Annotated in this window: 25 protein-coding genes and 1 other RNA gene; 5 read left to right on the top strand and 21 right to left on the bottom strand. The window is 60.1% G+C overall.

What is annotated here, in order from left to right; all coding sequences use genetic code 11:
- Window positions 1–244: 244 nt before the first annotated feature.
- Window positions 245–673 (top strand): DUF721 domain-containing protein, encoded by a 429-nt coding sequence (locus ACXMYO_RS04080; protein ID WP_457807889.1) that lies wholly within the window; start codon window positions 245–247, stop codon window positions 671–673.
- A 93-nt stretch (window positions 674–766) separates the two neighbouring features.
- Here the strand turns inward: ACXMYO_RS04080 and lpxC are convergent, their stop codons facing one another.
- The 16 genes from lpxC to rsmI form a co-directional block, all read right to left on the bottom strand.
- Complete coding sequence (gene lpxC, locus ACXMYO_RS04075; protein WP_457807888.1) at window positions 767–1678, bottom strand: UDP-3-O-acyl-N-acetylglucosamine deacetylase; 912 nt, start codon at window positions 1676–1678, stop codon at window positions 767–769.
- 152 nt (window positions 1679–1830) lie between these two features.
- Window positions 1831–3021, bottom strand: a complete 1191-nt coding sequence (gene ftsZ, locus ACXMYO_RS04070; RefSeq protein ID WP_438767016.1) for a cell division protein FtsZ — start codon at window positions 3019–3021, stop codon at window positions 1831–1833.
- A gap of 33 nt (window positions 3022–3054) precedes the next feature.
- A complete protein-coding gene (ftsA, locus tag ACXMYO_RS04065) occupies window positions 3055–4338 on the bottom strand; it encodes a cell division protein FtsA (protein ID WP_457807887.1) in 1284 nt (427 codons plus the stop codon).
- Window positions 4339–4534: 196 nt separating this feature from the next.
- Window positions 4535–5260 (bottom strand): cell division protein FtsQ/DivIB, encoded by a 726-nt coding sequence (locus ACXMYO_RS04060; RefSeq protein WP_457807886.1) that lies wholly within the window; start codon window positions 5258–5260, stop codon window positions 4535–4537.
- Window positions 5261–5303: 43 nt separating this feature from the next.
- Complete coding sequence (gene murC, locus ACXMYO_RS04055) at window positions 5304–6725, bottom strand: UDP-N-acetylmuramate--L-alanine ligase (protein ID WP_438768401.1); 1422 nt, start codon at window positions 6723–6725, stop codon at window positions 5304–5306.
- 22 nt (window positions 6726–6747) lie between these two features.
- Window positions 6748–7836, bottom strand: a complete 1089-nt coding sequence (gene murG, locus ACXMYO_RS04050) for an undecaprenyldiphospho-muramoylpentapeptide beta-N-acetylglucosaminyltransferase (protein ID WP_457807885.1) — start codon at window positions 7834–7836, stop codon at window positions 6748–6750.
- The gene (gene ftsW, locus ACXMYO_RS04045; RefSeq protein ID WP_438767010.1) at window positions 7833–9011 is read right to left on the bottom strand and encodes a putative lipid II flippase FtsW; all 1179 of its coding nucleotides are present in this window, start codon (window positions 9009–9011) and stop codon (window positions 7833–7835) included. Before ftsW ends, murG begins: the two co-directional genes overlap by 4 nt.
- Window positions 9008–10390, bottom strand: a complete 1383-nt coding sequence (gene murD / locus ACXMYO_RS04040) for a UDP-N-acetylmuramoyl-L-alanine--D-glutamate ligase (RefSeq protein WP_457807884.1) — start codon at window positions 10388–10390, stop codon at window positions 9008–9010. Before murD ends, ftsW begins: the two co-directional genes overlap by 4 nt.
- A 1-nt stretch (window position 10391) precedes the next feature.
- Window positions 10392–11474: a phospho-N-acetylmuramoyl-pentapeptide-transferase gene (mraY, locus tag ACXMYO_RS04035; RefSeq protein ID WP_438767006.1), complete on the bottom strand. Its 1083-nt coding sequence runs from the start codon at window positions 11472–11474 to the stop codon at window positions 10392–10394.
- Window positions 11474–12859: a UDP-N-acetylmuramoyl-tripeptide--D-alanyl-D-alanine ligase gene (locus ACXMYO_RS04030; protein WP_457807883.1), complete on the bottom strand. Its 1386-nt coding sequence runs from the start codon at window positions 12857–12859 to the stop codon at window positions 11474–11476. Before ACXMYO_RS04030 ends, mraY begins: the two co-directional genes overlap by 1 nt.
- Window positions 12852–14324, bottom strand: a complete 1473-nt coding sequence (locus ACXMYO_RS04025; protein WP_457807882.1) for a UDP-N-acetylmuramoyl-L-alanyl-D-glutamate--2,6-diaminopimelate ligase — start codon at window positions 14322–14324, stop codon at window positions 12852–12854. The genes ACXMYO_RS04030 and ACXMYO_RS04025 overlap by 8 nt, the downstream gene beginning before the upstream one ends.
- Window positions 14317–16062, bottom strand: coding sequence for a penicillin-binding transpeptidase domain-containing protein (locus tag ACXMYO_RS04020; RefSeq protein WP_438767001.1), 1746 nt, complete (start codon window positions 16060–16062; stop codon window positions 14317–14319). The genes ACXMYO_RS04025 and ACXMYO_RS04020 overlap by 8 nt, the downstream gene beginning before the upstream one ends.
- Window positions 16059–16391: a cell division protein FtsL gene (ftsL, locus tag ACXMYO_RS04015; RefSeq protein WP_438766999.1), complete on the bottom strand. Its 333-nt coding sequence runs from the start codon at window positions 16389–16391 to the stop codon at window positions 16059–16061. Before ftsL ends, ACXMYO_RS04020 begins: the two co-directional genes overlap by 4 nt.
- A 3-nt stretch (window positions 16392–16394) precedes the next feature.
- Window positions 16395–17354 carry a 16S rRNA (cytosine(1402)-N(4))-methyltransferase RsmH gene (gene rsmH, locus ACXMYO_RS04010; protein ID WP_438766997.1) on the bottom strand — a complete coding sequence of 320 codons (960 nt, stop codon included), beginning with the start codon at window positions 17352–17354 and terminating at the stop codon, window positions 16395–16397.
- A gap of 31 nt (window positions 17355–17385) precedes the next feature.
- An RNA gene (rnpB, locus tag ACXMYO_RS04005) (RNase P RNA component class A) lies at window positions 17386–17751 on the bottom strand.
- Window positions 17752–17845: 94 nt separating this feature from the next.
- Complete coding sequence (gene rsmI / locus ACXMYO_RS04000) at window positions 17846–18712, bottom strand: 16S rRNA (cytidine(1402)-2'-O)-methyltransferase (RefSeq protein WP_457807881.1); 867 nt, start codon at window positions 18710–18712, stop codon at window positions 17846–17848.
- A gap of 167 nt (window positions 18713–18879) precedes the next feature.
- Between rsmI and ACXMYO_RS03995 the strand changes: the two genes are divergently transcribed.
- From ACXMYO_RS03995 to ACXMYO_RS03980, 4 genes are read left to right on the top strand one after another with little or no spacing between them, the layout of a single operon-like run.
- Window positions 18880–20610 carry a penicillin-binding protein activator gene (locus ACXMYO_RS03995; protein WP_457807880.1) on the top strand — a complete coding sequence of 577 codons (1731 nt, stop codon included), beginning with the start codon at window positions 18880–18882 and terminating at the stop codon, window positions 20608–20610.
- A gap of 6 nt (window positions 20611–20616) precedes the next feature.
- Entirely contained in the window at window positions 20617–20991 is a 375-nt protein-coding gene (locus tag ACXMYO_RS03990) for a YraN family protein (RefSeq protein WP_438766991.1), read from the top strand.
- Window positions 20992–21044: 53 nt separating this feature from the next.
- Window positions 21045–21638, top strand: coding sequence for a phosphoheptose isomerase (locus tag ACXMYO_RS03985; RefSeq protein ID WP_438766989.1), 594 nt, complete (start codon window positions 21045–21047; stop codon window positions 21636–21638).
- Window positions 21631–22197, top strand: a complete 567-nt coding sequence (locus tag ACXMYO_RS03980) for a BON domain-containing protein (protein WP_457807879.1) — start codon at window positions 21631–21633, stop codon at window positions 22195–22197. Before ACXMYO_RS03985 ends, ACXMYO_RS03980 begins: the two co-directional genes overlap by 8 nt.
- A gap of 84 nt (window positions 22198–22281) precedes the next feature.
- Here ACXMYO_RS03980 and ACXMYO_RS03975 read toward each other — a convergent pair whose 3' ends face one another.
- The 5 genes from ACXMYO_RS03975 to zapE all read right to left on the bottom strand — a co-directional run bounded on the left by ACXMYO_RS03975 (window position 22282) and on the right by zapE (window position 25799).
- Window positions 22282–22770, bottom strand: a complete 489-nt coding sequence (locus tag ACXMYO_RS03975) for a ClpXP protease specificity-enhancing factor (protein WP_438766985.1) — start codon at window positions 22768–22770, stop codon at window positions 22282–22284.
- A 96-nt stretch (window positions 22771–22866) separates the two neighbouring features.
- Window positions 22867–23496 (bottom strand): stringent starvation protein SspA, encoded by a 630-nt coding sequence (sspA, locus tag ACXMYO_RS03970; RefSeq protein ID WP_108843838.1) that lies wholly within the window; start codon window positions 23494–23496, stop codon window positions 22867–22869.
- Between the two features lie 164 nt (window positions 23497–23660).
- Window positions 23661–24053, bottom strand: coding sequence for a 30S ribosomal protein S9 (gene rpsI / locus ACXMYO_RS03965; RefSeq protein ID WP_438766982.1), 393 nt, complete (start codon window positions 24051–24053; stop codon window positions 23661–23663).
- 12 nt (window positions 24054–24065) lie between these two features.
- Window positions 24066–24494: a 50S ribosomal protein L13 gene (rplM, locus tag ACXMYO_RS03960; RefSeq protein ID WP_115853430.1), complete on the bottom strand. Its 429-nt coding sequence runs from the start codon at window positions 24492–24494 to the stop codon at window positions 24066–24068.
- Between the two features lie 150 nt (window positions 24495–24644).
- Entirely contained in the window at window positions 24645–25799 is a 1155-nt protein-coding gene (gene zapE, locus ACXMYO_RS03955) for a cell division protein ZapE (protein WP_457807878.1), read from the bottom strand.
- Between the last annotated feature and the right edge of the window lie 82 nt (window positions 25800–25881).

The raw sequence follows: 25881 nt of genomic DNA, 5'->3' as shown, positions 1-25881 counted from the left end.
GATCCGAATCAGTTGAGCAGCCGTGCCATCAAGACGAGCATCGGCCATGCCCATTGGCAAAAGACAGCCAATCAGGAGGCCGGCCAGCCACCACCGGGTCCTGAAGCCCCGTGGCAGACGGAATGTACGAGCGGGATGGGTCATGCTGTCAATCTGAGGATCAGCCGTGATAAATTGGCGCCATCCTTAATGATCGCGCGGCAGGGCCATGAGTATAAAGGGTAAAGGAGTACGCGCCCAGCCCGTGGGGCAATTGTTACGCACCCGTGGTTCCATGGCGCCGTTGATCCACACGGCAGGGATTCTTCTTGAAGCCCAGGAACACCTTCTCAATGCGCTGCCCGAAGAACTAAAGGATCACGTGCGTGTCGGCGGCTATCACGAGGGTCATCTGACGCTGATGACGGATCGAGCCGTCTGGCTAACGTGGCTGCGCTTTGAACGACAGCGGCTGCTGACCCTGCTGCGACAGCTTCCCGCCTTTCGTGATCTTTCAGGCCTGACCTTCAAGGTTCGCCCTATCCGGCCTGCCTATACTCCCGACACTCGAGTTCGAGAGCTTCCGGAAGCAGCAGCTTCTCAGCTTCGTGAATGCGCCCGCGATACGGACAACCCCCGCCTTAGAAAATCGCTTGAACGACTGGCGTCGCATTCGGGGCAAAAAAACGAATAATTATCGATATCGCGCAACAAAAAAGGGCACCGATCAGCGATCGATGCCCTTTCTTTTTGACTGTTTATTGTCCTGCCATCACGATCCGGACGGTTACATCGCCATCGCCGGCTCGGAATAGGAGATCGGTGACGTCTCACGATCCTCGAACGTCACGATTTCAAATGCTTCCTGATGCTGAAGCAGTGCACGTACCAGCTGGTTGTTGAGACCATGGCCGGACTTGTAACCACGGAACTCGCCAATCAGGCTATAGCCCAGCTGATAGAGATCGCCAATGGCATCGAGCACCTTGTGACGCACGAACTCATCTTCGTAGCGAAGACCGTCTTCGTTCAGGATACGGTACTCGTCGACAACGATGGCATTATCAAGACTGCCACCCAGTGCCAGATTCTGCGAGCGAAGAAACTCGATATCGCGCATGAAGCCAAAGGTACGTGCGCGGCTGACTTCCTTCACAAACGAAGTCGTCGAAAAGTCGACGCTGGTCGTCTGCTTCTGGCTGGCAAAGACAGGATGATCGAAATCGATGGCAAAGCTGACCTTGAAGCCGTCATGCGGCAGGAAGGTAGCGTACTTGTCGCCATCCTTGACCGTCAGCTCCTGCTTGATGCGGATAAATTTCTTGGCCGCTTCCTGCTCGGCAATGCCTGCCGACTGAATCAGGAAAACAAACGGGCCGGCACTGCCATCCATGATGGGCACTTCGGGTTCGCTAAGATCGACGAAAGCATTGTCGATGCCAAGACCTGCGAAAGCCGACATCAGGTGCTCGACCGTGGAGACACGAACGTCACCCATGGCGACGGCGGTGCACATGGTCGTAAAGTGGACGTTTTCCGGATGCGCCGGAATACGAACGACCGGGTCAAGGTCGGTACGCACAAACACGATACCGGTATTAACCGGCGCCGGGCGCAGTGTCAGATAAACCTTTTTACCCGAATGCAGGCCAACGCCTGTCGCACGAATGGTGTTCTGTAATGTTCTTTGACGGATCATAGTCTGGGCTACCAGGCAGGAAACATTCAAACAGTTGTTTATATGGTAACAGTTCCCTTGGGGTTCGACAACGAACAGTGTTCGATTAGTCGATTATTATGCTTTTATTACCACGAAAAAATTCGGCGGCCCCGAAGGGCCGCCTAATCAGATCAGTCTGCCTGGCGGCGCAGAAAGGCCGGAATATCCAGATAATCGTCCATTTCCTGCGACTTCTGGCGCCGCTCACGGGATTCTCGAGAAGCCTTCTGCTGTTCCTTTTCCTTCTCTTTTTCGCGCGATGACGCCTGTTGACGAGAAGCGGCCGGCTGGCGCGCCATGCGACGATAATCAGCCTGCTCGCTGCGAGAAGTCTGCGTCTGACGCGGCGCCGCCTTCTCTACTCGCCCATCAAGGCCTGCCGCCACAACGGTGACACGCAGATCATCGGTCATTTCCATATCGATGGCAGTACCTACCACGATGGTCGCGTCCTGAGAAGCGAACTCCTGAACAGTGGCGCCCACATCGTTGAACTCGCCAATGGAGAGATCCGGACCGGCGGTAATGTTGACCAGAATGCCGCGAGCGCCGTTGAGATCGATATCTTCCAAAAGCGGGCTGCGAATGGCCTTTTCAGCGGCCTCGCGGGCGCGATTTTCGCCCATGGCCGTGCCGGTACCCATCATGGCCATGCCCATTTCGGACATTACCGTGCGAACGTCGGCAAAGTCGACGTTGATGATACCGGGGCTTGTAATCAGCTCCGCGATTCCCTGCACGGCGCCAAGCAGGACATCATTGGCAGCACTGAACGCCGTCAGCAGACTGGCATTCTTGCCCAGTACCGTCAGCAGCTTTTCGTTGGGGATGGTGATCAGGGAGTCGACATGCTCGGAGAGCTCCTTCATGCCCTCTTCGGCAGCGCGCTGGCGCTTGGGACCTTCAAAGGGGAACGGGCGCGTGACAACTGCCACGGTCAAAATCCCCAGCTCCTTGGCTACCTGCGCCACGACCGGGGCACCGCCGGTGCCGGTACCGCCACCCATGCCGGCGGTAATGAAGACCATGTCGGCACCCTGAAGAAGCTCGGCAATGCGCTCACGATCTTCCATGGCAGCCTGACGGCCGACTTCCGGGTTTGCCCCGGCACCCAATCCCTTGGTAATTTCACTGCCCAGCTGCAAAACGGTCTTGGCAGCAACTCGCTTGAGCGCCTGCGCATCGGTGTTCGCGCAGATGAATTCGACGCCTTCGATGTTGCTTTCGACCATGTGGTTGACAGCGTTACCGCCGCCACCACCTACGCCGATTACCTTGATTACCGCGCTGCTGGATGGCGCATTGTCTACAAGCTCAAACATAACCCCGTCTCCTGGACCGCCAAGGCAGTCCTGTCAGAAATTTCCTTTTAACCAGCCCTTGATCCGCGTAATGGTTGAGGAGAGCCGCTCGTTGTCCTGGCGCTCGGACTGGTAACGTCTTGGCTGCTCTTCCCGGCGGGGTTGGGCCGTAGAACGCGAGTAGCGAGAATATTTCATGCCGTAGAGTAACAAACCAACACCGGTCGAATAAATTGGATTGCGCACGACATCTGCCAGCCCTCGCACGTTCTGCGGACAGGCAATGCGCACCGGCATGTGAAATATCTCTTCTGCCAGCTCCCCCACCCCTTCCATTCTTGAGGTACCGCCTGTCAACACGATACCGGCAGCTACCATATCTTCATACCCGCTGCGCCGAAGTTCTTCGCGCACCAGAGTAAAAAGCTCCTCATAGCGAGGTTCGACCACCTCGGCCAGATGCTGTCTTGAAAGATCACGCGCCGGGCGATCGCCAACGCTTGGCACCTTGATCATTTCGTCACTGGACGCCAGCTGTGTCAGTGCACAGGCGTATTTTACCTTGATATCTTCTGCATACTGGGTCGGCGTGCGCAGTGCCATGGCAATGTCGTTGGTGACCTGATCGCCGGCAATGGGAATGACGGCGGTGTGTCGGATGGCGCCTTCGGTAAAGACGGCAATATCGGTTGTGCCCCCACCGATATCCACCATGCACACACCCAGTTCACGCTCGTCCTCGGTCAGCACGGCATAGCTTGATGCCAGCTGTTCGAGAATGATGTCGTCTACTTCCAGACCACAGCGACGCACACACTTTTCGATATTCTGTACGGCATTGAGGGCGGCCGTCACCAGATGGACGCGCGCCTCGAGCCTGACGCCCGACATGCCCAGCGGCTCACGAATCCCTTCCTGGGTATCAATGGCGTACTCCTGCGGCAACACATGCAGAATTCGCTGTCCTTCGGAGATGGCACGGGCGCGGGCGGAATCTATGACACGATCAATATCAGAAGGCGCCACTTCACGTTCCTTGATGGCCACAACACCATCGGAATTCATGGAACTGATATGGCTGCCCGCAATACCGACATAGACAGAATGAATGTCACATCCTGCCATGAGTTCGGCTTCTTCAACGGCGCGCTGGATCGACTGCACCGTCGATTCAATATTGATGACCACCCCTTTTTTCATGCCATGAGAGGGGTGGGAACCGATACCGGCAATCTCTATGCCGCCGTCATCGGTGGGTTGTCCAACGATGGCCACAACCTTGGATGTTCCGATATCCAGCCCGACTACCATATTGGAAGCGTTGGTTTCTCCTGCCATAGGTCGGGCCTACTCCCTGATCAACCTGTTAATACGCACAATTATCTCAATCGCATTCAATTAAAAAAGTAACTGGCGTAATTCCGCATTAATAATAGTGAAAGCATTACCGAGAATACGGTGATTTTAGAGTGAAAGAAATACCCATTACCCTTCAATACCCGTGTTTTTACGCAACTTAACGAGAACGTTAAGTTTATCCATCCGAATTATCATTTTCGGGCTCGTTTTCGCCGTGCCACGCCACCGAGACGCCGTTGGGATAACGCAAATCAATATAGCGGATATCGTTTCGACCCGCTGAAAGCCCACGCTGCCAGGCGGTAATAAAACGCTCAAGGCGCATGTCCAGATCCGTTCGCCCGAGCATGATCCAGAATGAATTATCAAGCTGGACTCGCCAGGCACCGCGTGGCTCGAGTCGAAGCTGTGTGATGGTCATGTCCAGACGCTCGAACTGCCTTTTCAAGGCGTCATAATAGGCAAGCACCTCCTGGCCACTGCCCTGCGGGCCCGCAAGCCAGGGTCTGTCACCCACATTGCTGATGGGCCCCGCCGCGAAGGCCTCCCCTTGAGCGTTGAGCAACAGGCCATCGTTCCACCAGGCTACGGGACGCTGCTCGTAGAGTTCAAACGTCAGGGCATCCGGCCAGCGCCTTGAAAGCCGGACATCCTTGAGCCAGGGCACCTCGAGTGCCTCGCTGCGCAGCTGACCGATATCAACGGACAGCCAGCTCTCTCCGGCAATCAGCGGTGCGAGCTGATCCTGCAGATAGGCGGCATTGACGTACTCCAGATCCCCTCTGATGGACACGCGCTCGATGGGCTTGTCCAGCCATATCCAGAGCGTGCGACCGCCTGCCACCAGCAGTGCCACGATAAGAATCAGCCCCAGCAGGCGATTGGAGGTTGCCGTTGTCATTGCACGCCCTGCACCGGCCAAAAGGTTTTGAAAACCCCGATCATTACAGGGTAACTCCCTGAAGTTTGAGCTCACAGCGTGCCAGTGCCGTGCTGAGCCCACCGATGTCGCCGGCCCCCTGGGTAATCAGAATATCGTTGTCATCGAGCACGTTGCTCAATATCTCCGCCAGCGCTTCCCGACTTTCAACAAACAGTGGCGATGTCTGCCCGCGCTGGCGAATGGAGCCTGCCAGCGCCCTGGAATCGGCGCCCGTAACAGGCGCTTCACCGGCACTGTAGACGTCCAGCAGCAGAAGCTGATCGACGCTTGAAAGCACCCGCACGAAATCCTCGTAAAGATCATGGGTTCTGGAATAGCGATGCGGCTGATAGATCATCACCAGCCGCCGATCCGGCCAGCCTTCGCGAACCGCCTGAATGACCATTTCCACCTCACGGGGATGATGGCCATAGTCGTCTACCAGCATGACCGGCAGACTGTCGCCACCGCTTTCGGGCAGTCGATAATGGCCCTGCACCTGAAAACGACGCCCTACGCCGGCAAATCCTGCCAGTGCCTGGACGATCGATTCATCGCTGACACCGGCATCCGTGGCCACCGCGATCGCTGCCATGGCATTGAGCGCATTGTGACGCCCGGGCATGGCCAGTCGTACGGTGATCGGGCCGTGGGGTGCCGGCCGACGGGCGGTAAACGACACGGTATCGCCGAGTTGAGAGAAATCGACAATTCGATAATCGGCGCCTTCATCAAAACCGTAGGTGACGAAGTGGCGTTGAATTCTCGGCAACAGCTCACACACGACAGGATCATCGAGACAGACAATGGCCAGCCCGTAGAACGGCAGGTTGTGCAGAAATTCGATGAAGGTGTCCTGCAGACGACCGAAGTCACCTTCATAGGTCGCCATGTGATCGGCATCGATATTGGTCACGATGGCCGTCATCGGCTGAAGATGCAGAAACGAGGCGTCGGACTCGTCAGCCTCGGCGACCAGATAGTCGCCCTGCCCCAGCTGAGCATTGCTGCCGGCACTGGTAAGTCGTCCGCCGATCACAAAGGTCGGATCCAGACCGCCCTCGGCCAGAAGCGTGGCCGTCAGGCTGGTGGTCGTGGTCTTGCCATGGGTGCCCGCCACGGCAATGCCATGACGAAAGCGCATCAGCTCGGCGAGCATCTCCGCGCGACGCACCACCGGCACACGACGTTCACGCGCGGTCATGACCTCCGGATTGGTCGGGTCCACGGCGCTTGAGACCACCACGACATCGGCGTCGCGCACGTTGTCGCCATGATGACCGATGGCCACGCGAATGCCGCACTGGCGCAGATGCGCCACCACCGAAGATTCGCGCAGATCACTGCCGCTGACGCAAAACCCCTGATTGGCCAGCACTTCGGCAATGCCGCACATGCCGGAGCCGCCAATGCCCACGAAATGAATACAGCGTATACGACGCATACCGCTGCGTGCCTGCACCTGATTACTCAAAACCTGTCTCCATACAGCCCTGGGCCATGATATCGGTCGCTTCCAGCTGCGCCACGCTTCTGGCACGTTGCCCCATCTCCAGCAGACGATGAGCGTTCAGCAACCCGGCAAGCGCCTCACTCAATGCCTGCACGCTCATCTGCGCCTGGGGGATCAACTGCGCCGCGTCGGCCTCAACCAGATAGTTTGCATTGATGGTCTGATGGTCATCCACCGCGTGCGGAAACGGCACCAGAAGCGAGGCCCTGCCTGCCGCTGCCAGTTCACTGACGGTCAATGCACCGCTGCGACAGACCACCAGGTCGGCCCATTCATAGGCCTGCGCCATATCGCCAATGAAATCGGACACAGTGGCCTCGACACCGGCTTTTTGATACGCCGCAACGGTTGCGGTCTCCTTGTCCCGACCGGCCTGATGACGAACCTCGGGTCGAACATCGGCGGCCATCATACCGAGCGCTGCCGGCACACGTTCATTAAGCACCTGCGCACCCAGCGACCCGCCCACCACCAGCAGCCGCAGCGGCCGACCCATCAGCGTATCGATGCCGCGCGGGACGGCACCGATGTCGGCAATCTCCTGGCGTACCGGATTGCCGATTACGATCGGGTGTCGAGCCTCGTCAAAGGCACCGGGGAAAGCGGCATACACGCGATGCGCCAGCCGGGCCAGCGCCTTGTTGGTCATACCGGGCAGCGCGTTCTGCTCATGAATGATCAGGGGTCGTTTCATCAGCCAAGCGGCCAGCCCGCCGGGGCCGCTGGCAAAGCCGCCCAGACCCACCACCAGCGACACATCCAGTGACCTGATGATGTGGCGCGCCTGATGCACGGCCTTTAAAAGCCGCCACGGCGCCTTGAGCCAACCCAGCGCCCCGTTGCCCCGCAGCCCGGCAATCGAGACGTGATGCAACGCAATCCCCGCCTCGGGGACCAGCGTGTTTTCGATACCACGCGGCGTGCCCAGCCAGTGCACTTCTATACCCCTTGCCTGCAGCGCCCGCGCCAGTGACAGCGCCGGTACCACGTGGCCACCGGTGCCGCCGGCCATGATCAGTGCCTTTCCGGAGGATGTATTCATGCCGGCACCTCGGTAGCCGTGCTGCGAGAGCGCTTGCGCGCGGCGCGGCGGCGGCCTCTCGTTTCACCATCCACGCGTAAAAGCAGCCCGACCATGGCCCCGCTCACCATCAGACTCGACCCGCCATAGCTCAAAAGCGGCAGCGTCAGTCCCTTGGTGGGCAAAAGCCCGGCGTTGACCGCCACATTAATAAAGGACTGCGAGGCAAAAATAATGCCGATGCCGTAGCAGACGTAGGCCGCAAAGAGGTGACCGCTCTCTTCGGCATTGCGCCCGATACGAAAGCAGCGATAGACCAGAATGGCAAAAAGCGCGACCGAACCCACGGCACCCAGCATGCCAAGCTCTTCTGCCAGCACGGAAAAGACGAAATCGGTATGCGCCTCGGGCAGGTAAAAAAGCTTTTGCACGCTGTTGCCAAGCCCCAGTCCGCTCCAACCGCCGCGTCCGAAGGCAATCAATGCCTGAGTCAGCTGATATCCCGAACCATACTGATTGGCCCAGGGGTCAAGAAAGCTTGCGATACGGGCCAGACGATAAGGTTCTGATATCGCCACAAAGGCGCCAAGAGTCACCACGCCCCCGGTCAGCAGCACAAAGCGCCACAGGGACGCCCCCGCCAGCAGCAGCACGCCCATGGTGGCGGCCAGCATCACGACAGCGGCGCCGTAGTCAGGCTCCAGAATCAGCAGAATGCCCAGCGAAAAGGTCAGTATCAGGGGCGCCATGAAGCCCCACCAGCTGCGGCGCAGCCGCGTCAGATGGCGCTCGGTATAGCCGGCGATGTAGATGATCAGACAGAACTTGGCGACTTCTGAGGCCTGAAGGTTGATGGGCCCCAGATGGATCCAGCGCCGGCTGCCGTTGACCTCTCGACCCACAATCAGCACGGCGGCCAGCAAAATGGCGGCAATGAGCAACAACGTGGGTCCATTGGCCCGCCACCAGACAGAAGGAACACGCATGACCACCAGCGCGATGGTGATGGAGGCCAGCACGAAAATGCCGTGACGAATGCTGTAATACCACGGGTTGCCGGTCTGGCTGTTGGCCACTTCCGTTGACGCCGACGTCACCATGACCCAGCCGATGAGCATCAGCGTGAGTGCTGCAAGCACCAGCCAGCCATCGATGACATGGCGCTCGGTGGAAAAACGTTCTGCCAGAGGTTTCATGAGTGAGGCTGCCACTGTTTGAGCCACGCGCAGAAGGCCTCTCCGCGTGCTTCGAAGTTGTCGAACTGATCAAGACTGGCGCAGGCAGGAGACAGCAATACGGCATCGCCCGGTTGTGCCGCGCCCATTGCATGTTGCATGGCCTGCTCGAGCGTGTCCACGACCACGACCGTCACCACCGATCCCAGGGCGCGAGCCAGCAGCGCACGGTCGCGCCCGTAGACCACCGCGACCCGGGCGTGGCGGGCAAGCGGTTCGGCCAGCGGCGTAAAGTCAGCGCCCTTCCCGACCCCGCCGGCCAGCAGGATCAGGCGACCGGCCAGCGTCACCCCGATGCCCTCGATGGCGGCAAGCGTCGCCCCCACATTGGTGCCCTTGGAGTCATTGATCCAGGTGACGCCATCAATGTCGGCCACCCGCTGCGCGCGATGCGCCAGGCCGGCAAAACGTGCCACGGTATCGACCATGCCATCACGGGGCCAGCCGGCCTCATCACCGACGGCAAACGCCGCCAGCACGTTAAGCAGACTGTGCTGCCCCGGCATCATGACATCACGTGCCGCCATGACCGGTTGCGACCCCTTCATGAGCCAGACCGCTGCATCAAGCTCGGCCAGCCCCCAGTCGCTGTCACTGCCCGGCATGTCACTGCCAAAGGAGGCGACTCGCGCCACCTGCGCTGGATCAAAGGGCGCAGTGGCCGCGTCATCACGGTTGATGATGCCAATACCGGCACCGTTGAAGATCTGTTGCTTGGCACGGGCGTAACCTGCCATGCCGTCGTGCCGGTCCAGATGATCGCTGCTGAGATTGAGATGGACGGCGATATCGGCACCGAGCTGCGGCGTGGTCTCCAGCTGAAAGGAAGAAAGCTCCAGCACAAAGCACTCGGCTGTCGGCTGCTGCGCCAGAAGACGCAGCGCCGGCGTACCCAGGTTGCCCCCGACCGCCACATTGATGCCACAGCCACGGGCCATATCGCCCACCAGCGTTGTGACCGTTGATTTGGCGTTGGAGCCGGTAATGGCAATCAGCATCGGTCGCTTCGCGCGCTGGCTCAGCGCTTCTACAAACAGCGCCGTCTCCCCCACGACCTCAAGACCGGGCTGTTCCAGATCGGGCGTGCGGGGATCCACCCCGGGGCTCAAAACAACCCTTTTGACCTTTTGAAGATCAAGCCTGCGCAGATCACCACAGTGCACCGGCACGTCGGGATAAAGGCGCTGGAAATCGGACAGCCCGGCCGGCCGGTCTCGCGTATCGGCCATGATAAAGGGCTCGCCCCGCCGACTCAGGTGCTCGGCAATGGCCAGCCCCGAACGGCCCAGTCCGACAACAACGCTATGATGCGGCCCGATCAGCATGTCAGTCGATGTCATGTCAGCGGATTTTCAGGGTCGCCAGACCCAGCAGCACCAGCACCACGGTAATGATCCAGAAACGGATGATGACACGCGGCTCGGGCCAGCCCTTCAGCTCAAAGTGGTGATGCAGCGGCGCCATGCGAAAGATGCGTCGACCGGTCAGCTTGAACGAGGCAACCTGCAAAATGACCGACACCGTCTCCATGACAAAGACACCGCCCATGATGAACAGCACGATCTCCTGTCGTACGGCCACGGCCACCACGCCAAGTGCTGCACCCAGCGCCAGCGCGCCGACATCGCCCATGAAGACCTGGGCCGGATAGGTGTTGAACCAGAGAAACCCGAGCCCCGCGCCGATGATGGTGCCGCAGAACACGGCCATCTCGCCCGCCCCGGGTACCGAGGGAATATGCAGGTACTCGGCAAACATGGCATTGCCGCTGGCGTAGGCGAAAACCCCCAGCCCCATGGCAACCAGTACGGTCGGCATGATCGCCAGCCCGTCCAGCCCATCGGTCAGATTGACGGCATTGGAGCTGCCCACAATCACCAGATAGGTGAGCAAAATGAAAAAGGGGCCGAGCTGGATCACGATGCTTTTGAAAAACGGCACGATCAGACTGGTTTCCACCGGCGAGGATGCCGTGAAATAAAGTGCGACAGCCACGCCAAGACCGATCACCGACTGCCACAGATATTTCCATTTGGCCGGTAGCCCACGCGGATTCTTTTCGACCACCTTGCGATAGTCATCCACCCAGCCGATGGCCCCGAACCCCAGCGTGACCAGCAGCACCAGCCAGACATAGTGGTTGCCAAGATCGGCCCACAGCAGCGTGGAGATCGCAATCGACATCAGAATCATCACGCCCCCCATGGTGGGCGTGCCGGCCTTGGACAGATGCGACTGAGGGCCGTCGTCACGAATGGCCTGACCGATCTGACCGGCCACCAGCCGACGAATGACCCAGGGGCCGATCATCAGCGAGATCAAAAGCGCGGTCAGGGTGGCCAGAATCATTCGCAGGGTCAGATACCCGAAAACGCTGAAGCTGGTTTGGAAGGAAGCAAGCAGTTCGGCAAGAAAGAGCAACATTATGAGTCATCACCTGAAGATTCTGATCGAAGTGCGTTGACCAGACGGTCCATCCCGGCACTGAGGGAGCCCTTGATCAATACGCTGGCATTTGAGGGCAGGGACTGACGGGCAAAATCGATCATCGATGCCCAGTCGTCAAAATGGCACCCGCGCGTACCGACGGCGGTTGAAATCGCCTTGGCGGGCGCGCCGATCGTGACCACTCGATCGATATCAAGATCGCGCGCGTACTGCCCCAGTGCCTCATGTGCCCGGGCGCTATAGGAGCCCATTTCGCCCATGGCGCCAAGAAAGCACCAGCGAGGTCCCGGCCGCTGCGCCAGGGTATCCAGTGACGCCCGCATCGCGCCCGGATTGGCGTTATAGCTGTCATCGATCAGCGTGGTCCCGCGAATGCCTTCGATCATTACCATTCGCCGGGCCACGCCCTCGGCCTCGTTCAATCCGGTCAGAACATGCGCCGGTGCACAGCCCATGGCATGGGCCACGGCAGCCGCACCCAGCGCGTTCATGACGTTGTGACGCCCCATCAGGGGCAGCGCTATCCGACCGAGCGTCTCGCCATCAATGGTGAGCGTAAACCGATAAAAGCCCTCGTCGCTTGCCATATCAACGGCCTGAACGCGAGCAGGCACATCGATACCGAAATCCAGCACATCATGATCCGAGGCCAGCGCCGCCCAGAGGGGGTAAAAGCGATCGTTGCGATTAAGAATGGCCACGCCACCGGCCGTCAGTCCGGACAGGATTTCCGCCTTGGCCTGGGCGATATGGCCGGCGCTGCCGAACTCCCCGATATGGGCGTCGGTGACGTTATTGATCAACACCACATCCGGACGCGCCAGTGACGCCGTCCAGGCGATTTCGCCCGTATGGTTGGCGCCGGCTTCGATAACGGCCTGCGCACAGGTGTCATCCAGCTGTAAAAGCGTCAGCGGCATCCCGATATCGTTGTTGAGATTGCCTCGTGTGGCATGCGTTGGCGCACTGCGTGACAGGATCGCCTCACACAGGGCACGCACGGTGGTCTTGCCGCTATTGCCGGTAATGGCGGCCAGTCGACCCTGCCACTGAAGCCGGTGATAGCGAGCCAGAAGCCCCAGTGCCAGGCGCGTATCGGCCACCACCAGCTGCGCGATATCCGCCTCGACCGGTGTATCGACAACGGCTGCAACGGCGCCGCGGTCATGGGCCGTTTCGAGAAAGTCGTGGCCATCGAAGCGCTCACCACGCAGCGCCACGAACACGTCACCCGGCGCAAGGTGGCGGGTATCGGTCACGATGCGACAGGCCGCTGCGTGCTCGAACTCGCCGCGCGGGTCGATGATGGCCTCCTCTTCAAGGCGCAGCGCTTCGATAATTCGTTGCGGCGTATTACTCATGCCAGTGCGCCTCCAGCGCCAGAGACGCCACATCGATATCGCTGAAGGGATGGCGAACGCCCTGAATCTCCTGGTAGTCCTCATGCCCCTTGCCGGCCAGCAGGATCACATCTCCCGGTTCAGCGTTTTCGATGACCTCTGCAATGGCCCGGGCGCGACCGGGCACTTCCCGGACAGACGTACCGTCGGGCATTTCACCCAGGATCATGCGACGAATCTCGTCGGGTGACTCGCCTCTGGGGTTATCATCCGTCACCACGACCTCATCGGCCAGAAGCGCTGCCACGCCGCCCATCAGCGGGCGCTTGCCGCTGTCCCGGTCGCCGCCGCAGCCCAGCACGCACCAGAGCCGACCCGGCACATGTTCGCGCAGGGCCAGAAGCGCGTTGCGCAGCGCATCCGGCGTGTGGGCATAGTCCACAACGATCGCCGGCGCGCCCGGACGTGCCAGCAGCTGCATGCGTCCGGGCACCGGCGCAAGGCGACCGGCGGCCTCCAGCAGTGCATCAAGCGGGCTACCCAGTCCGTACAGGGTGGCGATGGCCAGCACAACGTTGTCCAGGTTGAACCGTCCCATCAGTGCCAGCGACAGCTGCCGCTCGCCTTCCGGCGTCATAAGGGTGGCGGCAAGGCCAAGACGCTCTGCCTGCCAGCGTCGCACCTGAAAATCGTGGGACGTCTCGCTGCCCACTTTCAGTACCCGCACGCCTTCCTTGACCCCGGCCAGCATCAGACGAGCGAGCGCGTCATCGGCGTTGACGACGGCCAGTTCAAGCTCGGGGCGCTGAAAAAGACGGGCCTTGGCGGCCGCATAAGCGGCCATGCTGGGGTGATAGTCCAGATGATCACGACTGAGATTGGTAAAAACGGCCGCTCGAACATAACAGCCGCTCAGACGCTGCTGATCGAGCGCGTGTGAGGACGCCTCGAGTGCTACGCGCCGGGCGCCGGCATCGGCCAGTTCGCGCAGACGCTGCTGCAGCGAAATCGCATCCGGCGTGGTCAGCCCGGCGTGATCCAGCGCACCGGGGCGGCCGCTGCCCAGCGTACCGATCATGCCGGCAGGCGTTGCCAGCACCTCACTGAGCGCGGCGATGTAGTGGGTCACCGAACTCTTGCCATTGGTGCCGGTCACCGCAATCTGCTCAAGCGAGGACGGCACGCCTGCCGCCAATGCCGCAAGCCGGCCCAGTCGACCCGTAAGGTCTTCAAGAATCAGAAGATCATCTGCCTTTTCCTGCCATGGCGCAGCCACCAGCGACAGCACGGCGCCCCTGTCACGAGCCCGGTCGATATACTGACGGCCGTCTACCCTTGTGCCGGGCAGGGCCACGAAAACATCGCCGGGCTGAACCTGGCGTGAGTCCAGCACCAGCCGCGCCTCATCGGGCAGCTGTAACGTCCCGGCTTCGGGCCAGAGCCTTGTAATGGCATCGGCCAGCGTGCCGGTCGGCAAATCAGGCACCAGGCGCCTCCTTGCTCTGATCGTCGGGGGGAATGTCCAGAAGGCGCAGCGCGTTGCCGGCCACCCTGGAAAAGATCGGGGCAGCTACCAGACCGCCGTAGTACTGCTTGCCCTTGGGATTATCGATCGAGATCACGGTCACAATGCGTGGGTTGCTCGCCGGCGCGATGCCTACAAAATTGGAGCGATAGGCCTCTTTCTGGTAGCCGGTATTGCCCACCTTGCGCACGGTACCGGTCTTGCCGGCCACTCGATAACCCTCAAGCGCCGCGCGCGTGCCGCCACCACCCGGCTCCACGACCGTTTCCATCATGCGGATCAGCTCATGGGACGTTTTGGGGGACATGACCTGATGGCCCTCGGGCGGCTTGTTCAGCTTGAGCAGCGACGGCGGCAGCTGCTTGCCGTCGTTGGTAATCGCTGTGTAGGCGCTGGCCAGCTGGACCGCATTGACCGACAGGCCGTAACCGTAGGAGAGCGTGGCACGCTTGGCCTTGGACCAGCTGAACGGAGATGGCAGGCTGCCGCTGGCCTCACCCGGGAAGCCAAGTCCGGTGGGATGACCCAGCTTCATGGCGTCGTAAACGTTCCAGATTGCATCGTCGGGAAGCGCCAGCGCCATATGGGTCATGCCGATATTTGAGGAGTGGGTAATGACGCCTGTCATGTCCAGCTGGCCGAAATTGCGGGTGTCCTTGATGGTGTAGCCATCCACCATCATCCAGCCGGGGCTGGTATCCATGGGCGTGTCCGGCGTGAACTTGCCTGACTCAAGACCGGCGCTCATCGCCAGCGGTTTCATGACCGAGCCGGGCTCGAAGGCATCGGTGAGCGACCGGTTTCGAAGCCCTGCCGGGTCCACGCTGGTGCGATTGTTGGGGTTGTAGGACGGCAGGCTGACCATGGCCAGCACTTCACCGGAGTGCGCATCCATCATCACAACGGTGCCGCTGTCGGCGTTGTGTTCGGTAACGGCCGCCTTGAGCTCACGATAGGCCAGATACTGCAGGCGCAGATTGATCGAAAGTGTCACATCCCCGCCGGGATGGGCCTCGCGGATCATGTGTAGATCGCGTACCAGCTGCCCCTTGCGGTCCTGCAGCACACGGCGCTGACCCGGACGCCCGGAGAGGTAGCGATCAAAGGCAAGCTCCAGGCCTTCCTGACCGTGATCGTCGATGTTGGTCATGCCGACCAGCTGCGAGGTTACTTCACCGGCCGGGTAATAGCGCTTGTACTCGTGACGGCCGTGCACGCCGGGAATATCGAGCGCCAGCACGCGAGCGGCAGGCTCGGGCGTCACTCGGCGCTTGAGATACATGAACTCCTTGTCACGGTAGTTTTGCACCCGCGCCATGAAATCGGAGGGGGGCTCATTCAGCGCCTCCGCCAGCCGGGCCAGCTGTACCGGGTCCTCGGGAAGATCCTTCGGGTTGGCCCATAGAGTGACCACCGGCGTGGAGACCGCCAGCGGCTCACCGTCGCGGTCGGTAATCATGCCGCGGTGGGCATCGATGTTCTGCACGCGGATGGTTCTGGAGTCCCCCTGCCCCTGAAGGAACTGATGATCGACCACCTGTAGATAGACGATACGTCCCACCAGTACCGCCATGGCCATGAAGATGACCGCCAGCACCACTCGGTAACGCCAGATCGGCATCGCCGCCACGTGACTGGCTGCCGGCTCACGACCGTACATGCGGGCATTGCGTCCAACGCGGCGGTTTTGTTCGCTCATGGCCGCATGACCCTGGTGTGATGAACGTCCGGCACGTGCATCTCAAGACGATCACGGGCCAGATTTTCGATGCGTGACGGGGTCGACCAGGTACTTTCTTCAAGCAGCAAACGGCTCCAGACGGTCTGGAGCTGATCGTGCTGACGCTCCATGGTCTGCAGCCGCGCATACTGGGATCGCGTGTGATAGGCCGTGCTGATGACACCCAGCGCTGACACGATAACCAGCACTACCAGCACCAGAATAATGGCATGCACAAACGTCAGGCGAAGCCGAAAGGGCCACTGCCACTGTCCGCGTGAAGACGCTCCCGGCGCGCGTTCGGCCATGAACTAGCCCTCCTGTCCCAGCTTGCGCGCGACACGCATGACCGCACTTCGGGCACGAACGTTGGCTCCGGTTTCCTGCTCATCCGGGCGTATGGCCTTGCCCACGGGCGCCATGTCACGCTGGATCTGGTCTTCGCGCAGTGGCATATGACGGGGTAGATGCTGATCGCCACGCGACTTGTCGCGGATGAAACGCTTGACCAGACGGTCTTCCAGCGAGTGAAAGCTGATGACCACCAGACGCCCGCCGGGGGCCAGCGCCTCGAGCGCGGCACTCAAGGCGCGCTCAAGCTGGCCCAGCTCATCGTTGAGGTGAATACGAATGGCCTGAAAGGCGCGCGTGGCGGGATGGCGCCCCTTTTCCCATGCCGGATGGGCCGTCTTTAAAAGCTCGGCAAGCTCTACGGTACGGGTGATGGGGGCTTCCTTGCGCCGCTCTACCACGGCACGTGCCAGCCGTTTGGCGAAGCGCTCCTCGCCCAGACGCTTGAAAACATCGGCAATGTCGCGCTCGGGCGTCTCGGCAATCCACTGGGCGGCACTGATGCCGGCGTCAGGGTCCATGCGCATGTCCAGTGGGCCGTCACGCATGAAGCTGAAACCGCGGCTGGCATCGTCAAGCTGGGGAGAAGAAACGCCGACATCCAGTAAAATGCCGGAAAGCCTGCCATGAACCCCCTGCTGGTGCGCCACCTCGCCCAGATCGGCAAAGGTAGCGCGGGCCATGCAAAATCGCGCGTCGTCGATGGCCGCCGCTGCGGCCAGCGCATCGGGGTCCCGGTCGATGGCGACAAGACGCCCCTGATCGTTCAGGCGCTCCAGAATGGCGCGGGAGTGCCCGCCACGCCCGAATGTGCCGTCCAGATAGAGGCCATCCGGTCGTTGAACGAGGGCATCGACGGCACCCTCAAGCAGGACGCTTTCATGCTTGTGGTCTTGCCGGATACCTGGGGTCTGATTCATGAGGGCTCAAGGGATGTTTCAAGGGAAAACAGGTGGGAGTCGGCCTGTAAGCCGGGTTCTGTCGAGAACAGTCATTCCTCTAGGGCGTTCGTCACCGAACGCCTCAAGCAACCTACCCGAACCCGACGCGGGCCACGCCAATGGGTTCCTATTCGGTCTTGCTCCGGATGGGGTTTACCTTGCCACGACCTGTTACCAGGCGCGCGGTGCGCTCTTACCGCACCCTTTCACCCTTGCCGTCGGCATCGAGAGACTCGACACCGCTTGGGCGGTCTACTCTCTGCTGCACTTTCCGTCGGCTCGCGCCGCCCAGGCGTTACCTGGCATCCTGCCCTGTGGAGCCCGGACTTTCCTCCCCCGAACCCGAAGGTCCAGCGGCGACTGTCCGGCCGACTCCCAAGCGCGCAAGAATATCAGTGCCGAACCCCGGCTCCAAGCGCGTTAACCATTTTTATCCTTGTGCAAGGCGATTCGTGACGCCCTGGCAACAATTATTTACGTAATGCGCTGTCCTTGAGCTGCTGAGCCTGCTGATACCAGTCGCCCTTGCGCCCGCCGAGAATGCGGGCTGCCACACCCGCCGCCTGTTTGACCCCTACCCCCTCTTCCAGCAACGAGGACAGCAGCTGATCGGCATCGACCTGGCTGCTGCCGGTAAGCGCCTTTTCCGGCGCCGGCGCCATCATGACCACAAACTCGCCGCGCATCTGATCGCTGTCCTCGGCCATGCGCTCAAGCAGACTGCGCGCCGTGCCCTGCAAAAAGGTTTCGAAGGTCTTGGTCAGCTCGCGTGCGATGACCAGATGACGCTCGCCGCATACGGTATCGATATCTTCCAGAAGCTGGCTGATACGGTGAGGCGATTCATAAAACACCAGCGTGACCGGCAGTTCGACGACATCGTTTAAACGCTTGCGTCGCCCCGACCCCCTGGCCGGCAGAAAGCCTTCAAACAAAAAACGCTCGGTCGGGAGCCCGGCGGCACTGAGCGCCGTGATCAGCGCACTGGGACCCGGAATGGGAATAATGGTGTAGTCCGCCGCGCGCAGTGCCTGCACCAGGCGATAGCCCGGATCCGAGATCAAGGGTGTGCCGGCATCGCTGATCAGGGCGACGCGCTGACCGTCATCAAGGGCCTGTTTGATGCGCTCGATTCGTGAGGTTTCGTTATGCTCGTGAAGGGATATCAGCGGTACGCGCACCCCGATATGGTCGAGCAGACGCACGCTGTGACGGGTGTCTTCAGCCGCGATAAGATCGGCCTGTGCCAGGGTATCCATGGCACGTCTGGAGAGGTCATCAAGGTTACCAATCGGTGTGGCAACCACGTACAATGCGCCCTTGCTAAAACTATTCATGTCATCACACTACACTGGTTCGGACGCGTTAACTGCTTTCGGATTGGCCCGTGTCATGGCAAAAAACATTACAGGCTCGACTGGAGCTGCATGGTACGCCGTGCAGTTCGCGGACGCCACGCCGTGGCGCCATCATGGAGACCGGCAAGAAAAGGAAATGCCCAGGTATGCGAACATCTCTTACCAGACTGGCCGGCGCGGCCATGGTGGCACTGACACTGGCAGGCTGTGCCGGCACATCGGGCATTGTTGATCGCTTTGGCGGCCAGTCCTCCGATGATCTTTTGCGCCAGGCCCAGCAGCAGCAGGGCAGCGAGGCGGCAGCGACGCGTCTTCAGGCAGCCGAAATACTGCAGCGTCAGGGTGACAATACGCGCGCACTGGAAGTGGCCAACAACATTGACCGCTCGGCACTCCCCTCCGAGCAGCAGCTTCGCTGGGCACTGCTGACCTCGCGCGCCGCACTGGAAATGCAGGACCCGCAGGCCGTTTTGAATGCCACCGGCATTCTCGACAGCAACGTGGCGATGCCGGACAGCGAAAGAAACACGCTGCTCGAGCGTCGCGGCCTGGCTCAGGCCATGAACAACGAGCCTTTCGAGTCGGCTCTGACCCTGACCGCCCTTCAGGAGCGCACCGGGGATACGCAGCTCAACGACACCATCTGGCGTCAGCTCAATCGCCTCGACCCGGGCCAGCTCGACCAGCTGTCTGCGCAGGGCAGCGTGGCGGCCGGCTGGGTGGAGCTTGCACGCCTGCAGCGTCAACAGGGCGCCAACATCAGCACCCTGACCGATGCCATCAGCCGCTGGCAGTCCAACAACTCACGCCACCCGGCCTCTCGCCGTCTTCCCACGGATCTGAGCACCCTGGATGAAATCCGGGATCAGGAGATTCGAAAGATCGCCGTGTTCCTGCCCCAGGGCGGGCCGCTCGAGTCCATCGCCACCGCAGTGCGTGAAGGCATCCAGGCCCGCGCCGACGATGTGCGCAGCCAGGGCGACCAGGTCCCGGAGCTGGTCTTTTACGACACGACCGGTCAGGACATGGAGAGCCTCTACGCGCGCGCCACCATGGAAGGCGCTCAGGCCGTCATCGGTCCGCTCAGCAAGGAACAGGTTTCCCAGCTGGAAACCCGTGACGGTGTGGCCCTGCCGACGCTGGCACTCAATTACGGCACGCACGATCACAACAGCGCCCGCAACCTGTTCCAGTACGGTCTGTCCGCCGAGGACGAAGCACGCCAGGCAGCGCAGCGCGCCCAGCTTGACGGCCACCACCGTGCCGGCGTCATGGTGCCCAACAATGAATGGGGCAGCCGTGTCCTGAGCGCTTTCCAGAAAAGCTGGCAGCAAAATGGTGGTGATCTGGTCAGCGTCCAGAACTACGACCCGTCAGCTTCTGCCACCTCCTCGGTCAAATCCGTCGTGAACAGCGGCCGCGGCCGGCCCGATATGCTGTTTCTGCTGGCCCTGCCCGGCTATGCCCGACAGGTGCCGCCCACGCTTGATTATTATGACGCAGCAGACCTGCCCATCTACGCGACCTCACACGTCTATGAAGGCTCGCCCCAGCCGAGACTGGATCACGACCTTAATGACGTAATGTTCGTGGACATCCCCTGGCTGATTCCTGAAGCAGCATCCGGCGGCAGCGACGCGCTGCCCTTTGAATCCACTCGCGAACGCCTTGTCCAGAACGACCAGCCGGCACTGATCAAGCTTCACGCCATGGGGGTCGATGCCTTCGAACTGGCACGCCGTTTGCCGGTCATGAGCGCCATTGGCGGTTTTGAACTCTACGGCGCCACCGGCCGGCTGGCGCCCGGGCAGGATGGCCGGATCGTTCGCACCCTGCCCTGGGCGATGTTTCGCAACGGCCAGCCGTCGCTGCCCTGAGTCGACATGGCCTTTCGACCCTTCAGCAGCCGCCAGCGCGGTCACGACATCGAGTCGTTGACCGCGCGGTGGCTTGAGGGCCAGGGACTTTACACCATTGCCCGCAATCAGCAGGTACGAGGCGGCGAAACCGATCTCATCATGCGCGATGGCGAGTATCTGGTCTTTATTGAAGTCCGCTATCGCGCCAGCGCCTCGCATGGTTCTCCGCTTGAAACCATCACCCCCGCCAAGCAGCGAAAGCTGATCCGGGCGGCACGTTTTTATCTGCTCGACAAGCGGTTATCATGCCCCTGTCGCTTTGACGCGGTAGGGGTGACGGGTGAGCCTCCGGAGCACCTGCACTTTGAGTGGATCAAAAGCGCTTTTGACGCCTTTTGATCCCCGCCGCGACGCTGCGGGAATACAACGCCATTGACCATTTGAAGAGTGCCATGGACTTTCAATCACGCATCATCGATCACTTCAACGCCAGCATCGACGTCAAGACCTGGTCGAGCGAGGTCCTACCGCCCTTCATCGAGGCCGCCAGCCAGATCATGGTTCAAAGCCTGATCAATGACGGCAAAATCCTGACCTGTGGCAACGGCGGCAGCGCTGGTGATGCCCAGCACTTCTCTTCCGAGCTGCTCAACCGCTTCGAGCGTGAACGCCCGAGCCTGCCGGCTCTGGCACTGACCACGGACACGTCAACGATCACCTCGATCGCCAACGACTACAGCTACAACGACGTGTTTTCCAAGCAGATACGAGCGCTCGGTCAGCCCGGCGACGTGCTGCTGGCCATCTCAACCAGCGGCAATTCTGCCAACGTCATTCAAGCGATTCAGGCCGCGCACGATCGCGACATGATCGTTGTCGCCCTGACCGGCCGCGATGGCGGCAACATGGCCTCGCTGCTGGGTCAGGAAGACTGTGAGATTCGTGTACCGGCCACCGTTACCGCTCGCATCCAGGAAGTGCATCTGCTGGCCATTCACTGCCTGTGCGATTTGATCGACCACCAACTCTTTGGCAGCAATGAATAAGCGCACACTCCCTCGGGTAGCGGCCGCCCTGTTGCTGGGCGCCACGCTTGTCGCCAGCGGCTGCAGCACCATTACCGGCAGCACCGGTTATGGTACGCGTACCAGCTATGCCATCGATCAGGATACCCAAATCGCACGCACGCTCTGGGACGGTATTCGCGCCAATGACAGCCTTGATGATACGCATATCAACGTCGACGTTTATAACGGCTTTGTTCTACTGACAGGCCAGGTAGGCAGCGACGCCCAGAAAATGCAGACGGGTGAGCTTGCCACGCGCCTTCAGGGCGTTCGCCACCTGCGCAACGAACTCAGCGTCGGCCCCAACAGTTCAACACAGCAGCGGCTGCAGGACACCTGGGTGACCTCACGCGTCAAGGCACGCATTACAGCCAGCAACCGCATTGATAGCGACCGGGTCAGGGTTCTGACCGAAAACGCCACGGTGTATCTGATGGGCATGGTTCGCGCAAGCGAAGCGGACTATCTGGTTCGACTGGTTTCGCAGACCAGTGGCGTGGAGCGTATCGTCAAGGCGTTTGAGTATATCGACGCCTGACCCTGCATAACGGTGCGCGCGACATAAAAAAACGGACCCGCTTCTACAGCGGGCCCGTTGGTATTGCGGCACTGGATCAGATCGCTACTTGATGACCTTCAGGGACGGGCGCCCCTTGCGAGGACGCGAACCATCGTCGTCGTCATCATCGCTGTCATTACCGCCTTCCTCGTCCGTTTTGGCCACCGCGCCCAGATGCGAGTCACGCTCGTCAAGGTCATCGCCATCCGGCTCGGCAACGCCCGAATCGGCATCCGGCATGACGGGCTCCTGGCCAAAGACCATGCCCACGCCGTTTTCACGCGCATAGATGGCCACAATGGCATCAATAGGCAGCTCAACGGTCATCGGTTGACCGCCAAAGCGCGCATTGAATGCCACCATGTCATTTTCCATGAAAAGCTCTCGCACGGCGCCCGGGCCAATATTGAGAACAATCTGGCCGTTCTGGACGAACTGCTCTGGTACCACCACACCCGTACGCTCGGCATCGACAACGACATAAGGCGTGCAGTCGTTGTCCAGCAGCCACTGATACAGCGCACGAATCAGATAGGGACGGCTGGAATGCATGTTGTCACCTCACTGAAGAATGCATCGAAATGTCAGACCCTGTGCATCAATCAGCACGCTTGCTGCAGGACATCAGGTGCCTGTAGCGAAATCCGATCAGCTGCGAAGCTCTCGCTCCGACTCCAGAAGCGATGCCCTGAAGGCATCCCGCGCAAACAGCCTTTCCATATAGCCCATCAGTGGTTTGACCTGCTGTTCGGGCAGATCAACACCCAGCGCCGGTAAACGCCAGAGGATGGGGGCAAGGCAGCAATCCACCAGCGAAAACTCTTCGCTCATGAAAAACGGGATATCTTCAAAAATCGGGCTGATACCGATCAGGCTCTCGCGCAGCTCCTTTCGGGCCTGCTCGACTTCCTTTTTGGAGCCCGGCGACAGAATACGCTCCACCATCGGGCACCATTCGCGCTCGATACGATGCATCCACAGACGGCTCTGGGCACGCGCCACGGGATAAACCGGCAACAGCGGCGGATGCGGAAAACGTTCATCCAGGTATTCCATCATGACCTTGGATTCATAAAGAACCAGATCACGATCGATCAGTGTCGGCACACTATTATAGGGGTTGAGGTCGGCCAGCTCCGCCGGACGATGCTCATCGTTGACCTCAATGATATCAACGGAAATCCCCTTCTCGGCCAGCACGATCCTGACGCGATGGCTGTAATGGTCGTCACTGCCTGTGTAGAACGTCATTGACGATCGTTTGGCCACAACACCCATAGAAAGTCCTCACTTTAATGACGAGCTGGATGATAACACGAGAGCGCACGTCTAGGGTTGCCGGATTGGCAACCACAGCGTTTCAACGGATATGGAAAAACCGTCATGCAGACACAAAAACGCCCGGGAAAACACCCGGGCGCCTTGAGACATGACGTCGAAGCTTAACGCTTAGAGAACTGGGGACGACGACGTGCCTTGCGCAGACCAACCTTTTTACGCTCGACCATACGCGCATCACGCGTCACATAGCCGGCATTGCGAAGCGGTGTACGCAGTTCTTCATTGTATTCCATCAGGGCACGAGTGATGCCGTGACGAATGGCGCCTGCCTGTGCAGAACCGCCGCCACCCTGAACGGTGACATAGATGTCGAACTGGTTGGTCAGCTCGGTCAGCTCGAGCGGCTGGCGTACAACCATCTGGGCTGTAACGCGGCCGAAGTATTCGTTGAGCTCACGCTTGTTGACCGTGATAGTGCCATTGCCCGGACGCAGGAAAACGCGTGCGGTGGAGGTCTTGCGGCGGCCTGTGCCGTAGTACTGCTGCTGTGCCATGAAAATGTTCCTTTAGAGATTCAGTGCCTGAGGTTGCTGCGCCGCGTGAGGATGCTCACCACCGGCATAAACCTTGAGCTTGGAATACATGGCGCGACCCAGCGGGCCCTTGGGCAGCATTCCCTTGACAGCGATTTCGATGACACGCTCCGGCGCATGATCGATCATCTGCTCGAAGTTCATCGAACGCAGGCCGCCCGGATAACCGGTATGGCGATAATACTGCTTGGCAAAGGACTTCTTGCCGGTCACACGGACCTTCTCGGCGTTGACAATGACGATGTAATCGCCGGTATCAACGTGAGGGGTATATTCGGGCTTGTGCTTGCCGCGCAGACGGCGAGCGACCTCGGTAGCCAGTCGACCCAGAGTCTTGTCTGCAGCGTCGATGACATACCAGTCGCGCTGCACGGACTGCGGTTTGGCGCTGAACGTCTTCATGTATGAATCACCATGGTTGTGGCGAGAGCACTGCTTCCGCTCTGCCAATCCCTATTTTTCTTGGTTGTTGCCCTGCAGGCAGAGACAACAACGATAAGCGAGCGCGCATTGTACAGAGCCAGCCTCCCGCGAACAAGGGGTTAATCACAGTCAGGGCTTGTGAGTCAACGCCAGATAGTCGCTTGATTGCATCTCCTGGAGACGCGAAACCGTGCGCTCGAACTCAAACGCCAGCTCTCCGCCGCTGTAGAGCGCCTCGGGCTCGGCATCGGCCGACATCACAAGCTTGACGGCGCGATCATAAAACTCGTCCACCAGATTGATAAAACGACGGGCCTGATCCTCGATGGCCGCCCCCATGACCGGCACATTGGAAATCAAGACGCTGTGATACTGGCGCGAGAGCTCGATATAGTCATTCTGACTGCGCGGCCCGTCACAAAGCGTTTTGAAATCAAACCAGACCACGCCGTCATGACAGCGGCGCGCCTTTAGCGCACGACCGTTAATGCGTAGCGTGTCTTCTTCACCGGACTCGCCGGCAAGGTGAACAAAGCTCTCCTGCAGGGCGTCATCGGCACTGTCATCGGCAGGCGTATGGAAGACCTCTTCGCGGGTCAGCGTACGCATTCGATAATCGATGCCTGCATCGACATTGACCACTTCACAGTGACGATTGAGCAGGTCGATGGCAGGCAGAAACCGATCACGCTGCAGCCCGTTTTTGTACAGCTCATCCGGCACGATATTGGAAGTGGTGACCAGCACCACGCCCTGAGCGAAAAGCGCATCAAGCAGATTGCCCAGAATCATGGCATCGGTAATGTCCTTGACGAAGAACTCGTCGAGACAGATGACTCTGGCCTCTTCAGCAAATTTTGCCGCCACCAGGGTCAGTGGATTTTTCTGGCCCTTGTGAGCCTCCATTTCCTTGTGGACACGCTGCATAAAGCGATGAAAGTGCGTACGCATCTTGTCATCAAAGGGCAGACTGTCGTGGAAGGTATCCACCAGCCATGTCTTGCCTCGGCCCACACCACCCCAGAAATAAAGCCCCTTGATCTCCGGTTCGGCAGGGGCTGTGGGCGCGGATGCAGCACTTTTTTTGCTAAAAAAGCCCGACATTCTGGACTTGAGCCCGCTTTCCTGTGCCGCCGCGGTTGAAGGGGTGGGTCTCGGTCTGCTCGTCAGCGCGTCATAAAGACGCTGTAGATGCTCGACTGCCTTTTCCTGAGAGCTGTCATGCTGAAAGCCTTCACGTTCAAGATCCTGCCGGTACTGTTCTCGCGGGGAAAGTCTGGACATGTTGTCTGGTGCCTTGCAGAAGATCGGGTACCCATGATTGTACAGCGTGACACAGCCTGATTCGCCCTGCGGCCGGTGATTT

The sequence above is a fragment of the Kushneria sp. EE4 genome, assembly GCF_977968315.1.
The sequence above is the reverse complement of the archived record's forward strand: the minus strand, read 5'-3'. Positions and strand labels throughout refer to the sequence as shown.

Bases quoted from the DNA above. Each gene is read 5' to 3' on its own strand.
- lpxC (WP_457807888.1), bottom strand. From the start codon at position 1,678: ATGATCCGTCAAAGAACATTACAGAACACCATTCGTGCGACAGGCGTT.
- ftsZ (WP_438767016.1), bottom strand. From the start codon at position 3,021: ATGTTTGAGCTTGTAGACAATGCGCCATCCAGCAGCGCGGTAATCAAG.
- ftsA (WP_457807887.1), bottom strand. From the start codon at position 4,338: ATGGCAGGAGAAACCAACGCTTCCAATATGGTAGTCGGGCTGGATATC.
- ACXMYO_RS04060 (WP_457807886.1), bottom strand. From the start codon at position 5,260: ATGACAACGGCAACCTCCAATCGCCTGCTGGGGCTGATTCTTATCGTG.
- murC (WP_438768401.1), bottom strand. From the start codon at position 6,725: ATGCGTCGTATACGCTGTATTCATTTCGTGGGCATTGGCGGCTCCGGC.
- murG (WP_457807885.1), bottom strand. From the start codon at position 7,836: ATGAATACATCCTCCGGAAAGGCACTGATCATGGCCGGCGGCACCGGT.
- ftsW (WP_438767010.1), bottom strand. From the start codon at position 9,011: ATGAAACCTCTGGCAGAACGTTTTTCCACCGAGCGCCATGTCATCGAT.
- murD (WP_457807884.1), bottom strand. From the start codon at position 10,390: ATGACATCGACTGACATGCTGATCGGGCCGCATCATAGCGTTGTTGTC.
- mraY (WP_438767006.1), bottom strand. From the start codon at position 11,474: ATGTTGCTCTTTCTTGCCGAACTGCTTGCTTCCTTCCAAACCAGCTTC.
- ACXMYO_RS04030 (WP_457807883.1), bottom strand. From the start codon at position 12,859: ATGAGTAATACGCCGCAACGAATTATCGAAGCGCTGCGCCTTGAAGAG.
- ACXMYO_RS04020 (WP_438767001.1), bottom strand. From the start codon at position 16,062: ATGAGCGAACAAAACCGCCGCGTTGGACGCAATGCCCGCATGTACGGT.
- ftsL (WP_438766999.1), bottom strand. From the start codon at position 16,391: ATGGCCGAACGCGCGCCGGGAGCGTCTTCACGCGGACAGTGGCAGTGG.
- rsmH (WP_438766997.1), bottom strand. From the start codon at position 17,354: ATGAATCAGACCCCAGGTATCCGGCAAGACCACAAGCATGAAAGCGTC.
- rsmI (WP_457807881.1), bottom strand. From the start codon at position 18,712: ATGAATAGTTTTAGCAAGGGCGCATTGTACGTGGTTGCCACACCGATT.
- ACXMYO_RS03995 (WP_457807880.1), top strand. From the start codon at position 18,880: ATGCGAACATCTCTTACCAGACTGGCCGGCGCGGCCATGGTGGCACTG.
- ACXMYO_RS03990 (WP_438766991.1), top strand. From the start codon at position 20,617: ATGGCCTTTCGACCCTTCAGCAGCCGCCAGCGCGGTCACGACATCGAG.
- ACXMYO_RS03985 (WP_438766989.1), top strand. From the start codon at position 21,045: ATGGACTTTCAATCACGCATCATCGATCACTTCAACGCCAGCATCGAC.
- ACXMYO_RS03980 (WP_457807879.1), top strand. From the start codon at position 21,631: ATGAATAAGCGCACACTCCCTCGGGTAGCGGCCGCCCTGTTGCTGGGC.
- ACXMYO_RS03975 (WP_438766985.1), bottom strand. From the start codon at position 22,770: ATGCATTCCAGCCGTCCCTATCTGATTCGTGCGCTGTATCAGTGGCTG.
- sspA (WP_108843838.1), bottom strand. From the start codon at position 23,496: ATGGGTGTTGTGGCCAAACGATCGTCAATGACGTTCTACACAGGCAGT.
- rpsI (WP_438766982.1), bottom strand. From the start codon at position 24,053: ATGGCACAGCAGCAGTACTACGGCACAGGCCGCCGCAAGACCTCCACC.
- rplM (WP_115853430.1), bottom strand. From the start codon at position 24,494: ATGAAGACGTTCAGCGCCAAACCGCAGTCCGTGCAGCGCGACTGGTAT.
- zapE (WP_457807878.1), bottom strand. From the start codon at position 25,799: ATGTCCAGACTTTCCCCGCGAGAACAGTACCGGCAGGATCTTGAACGT.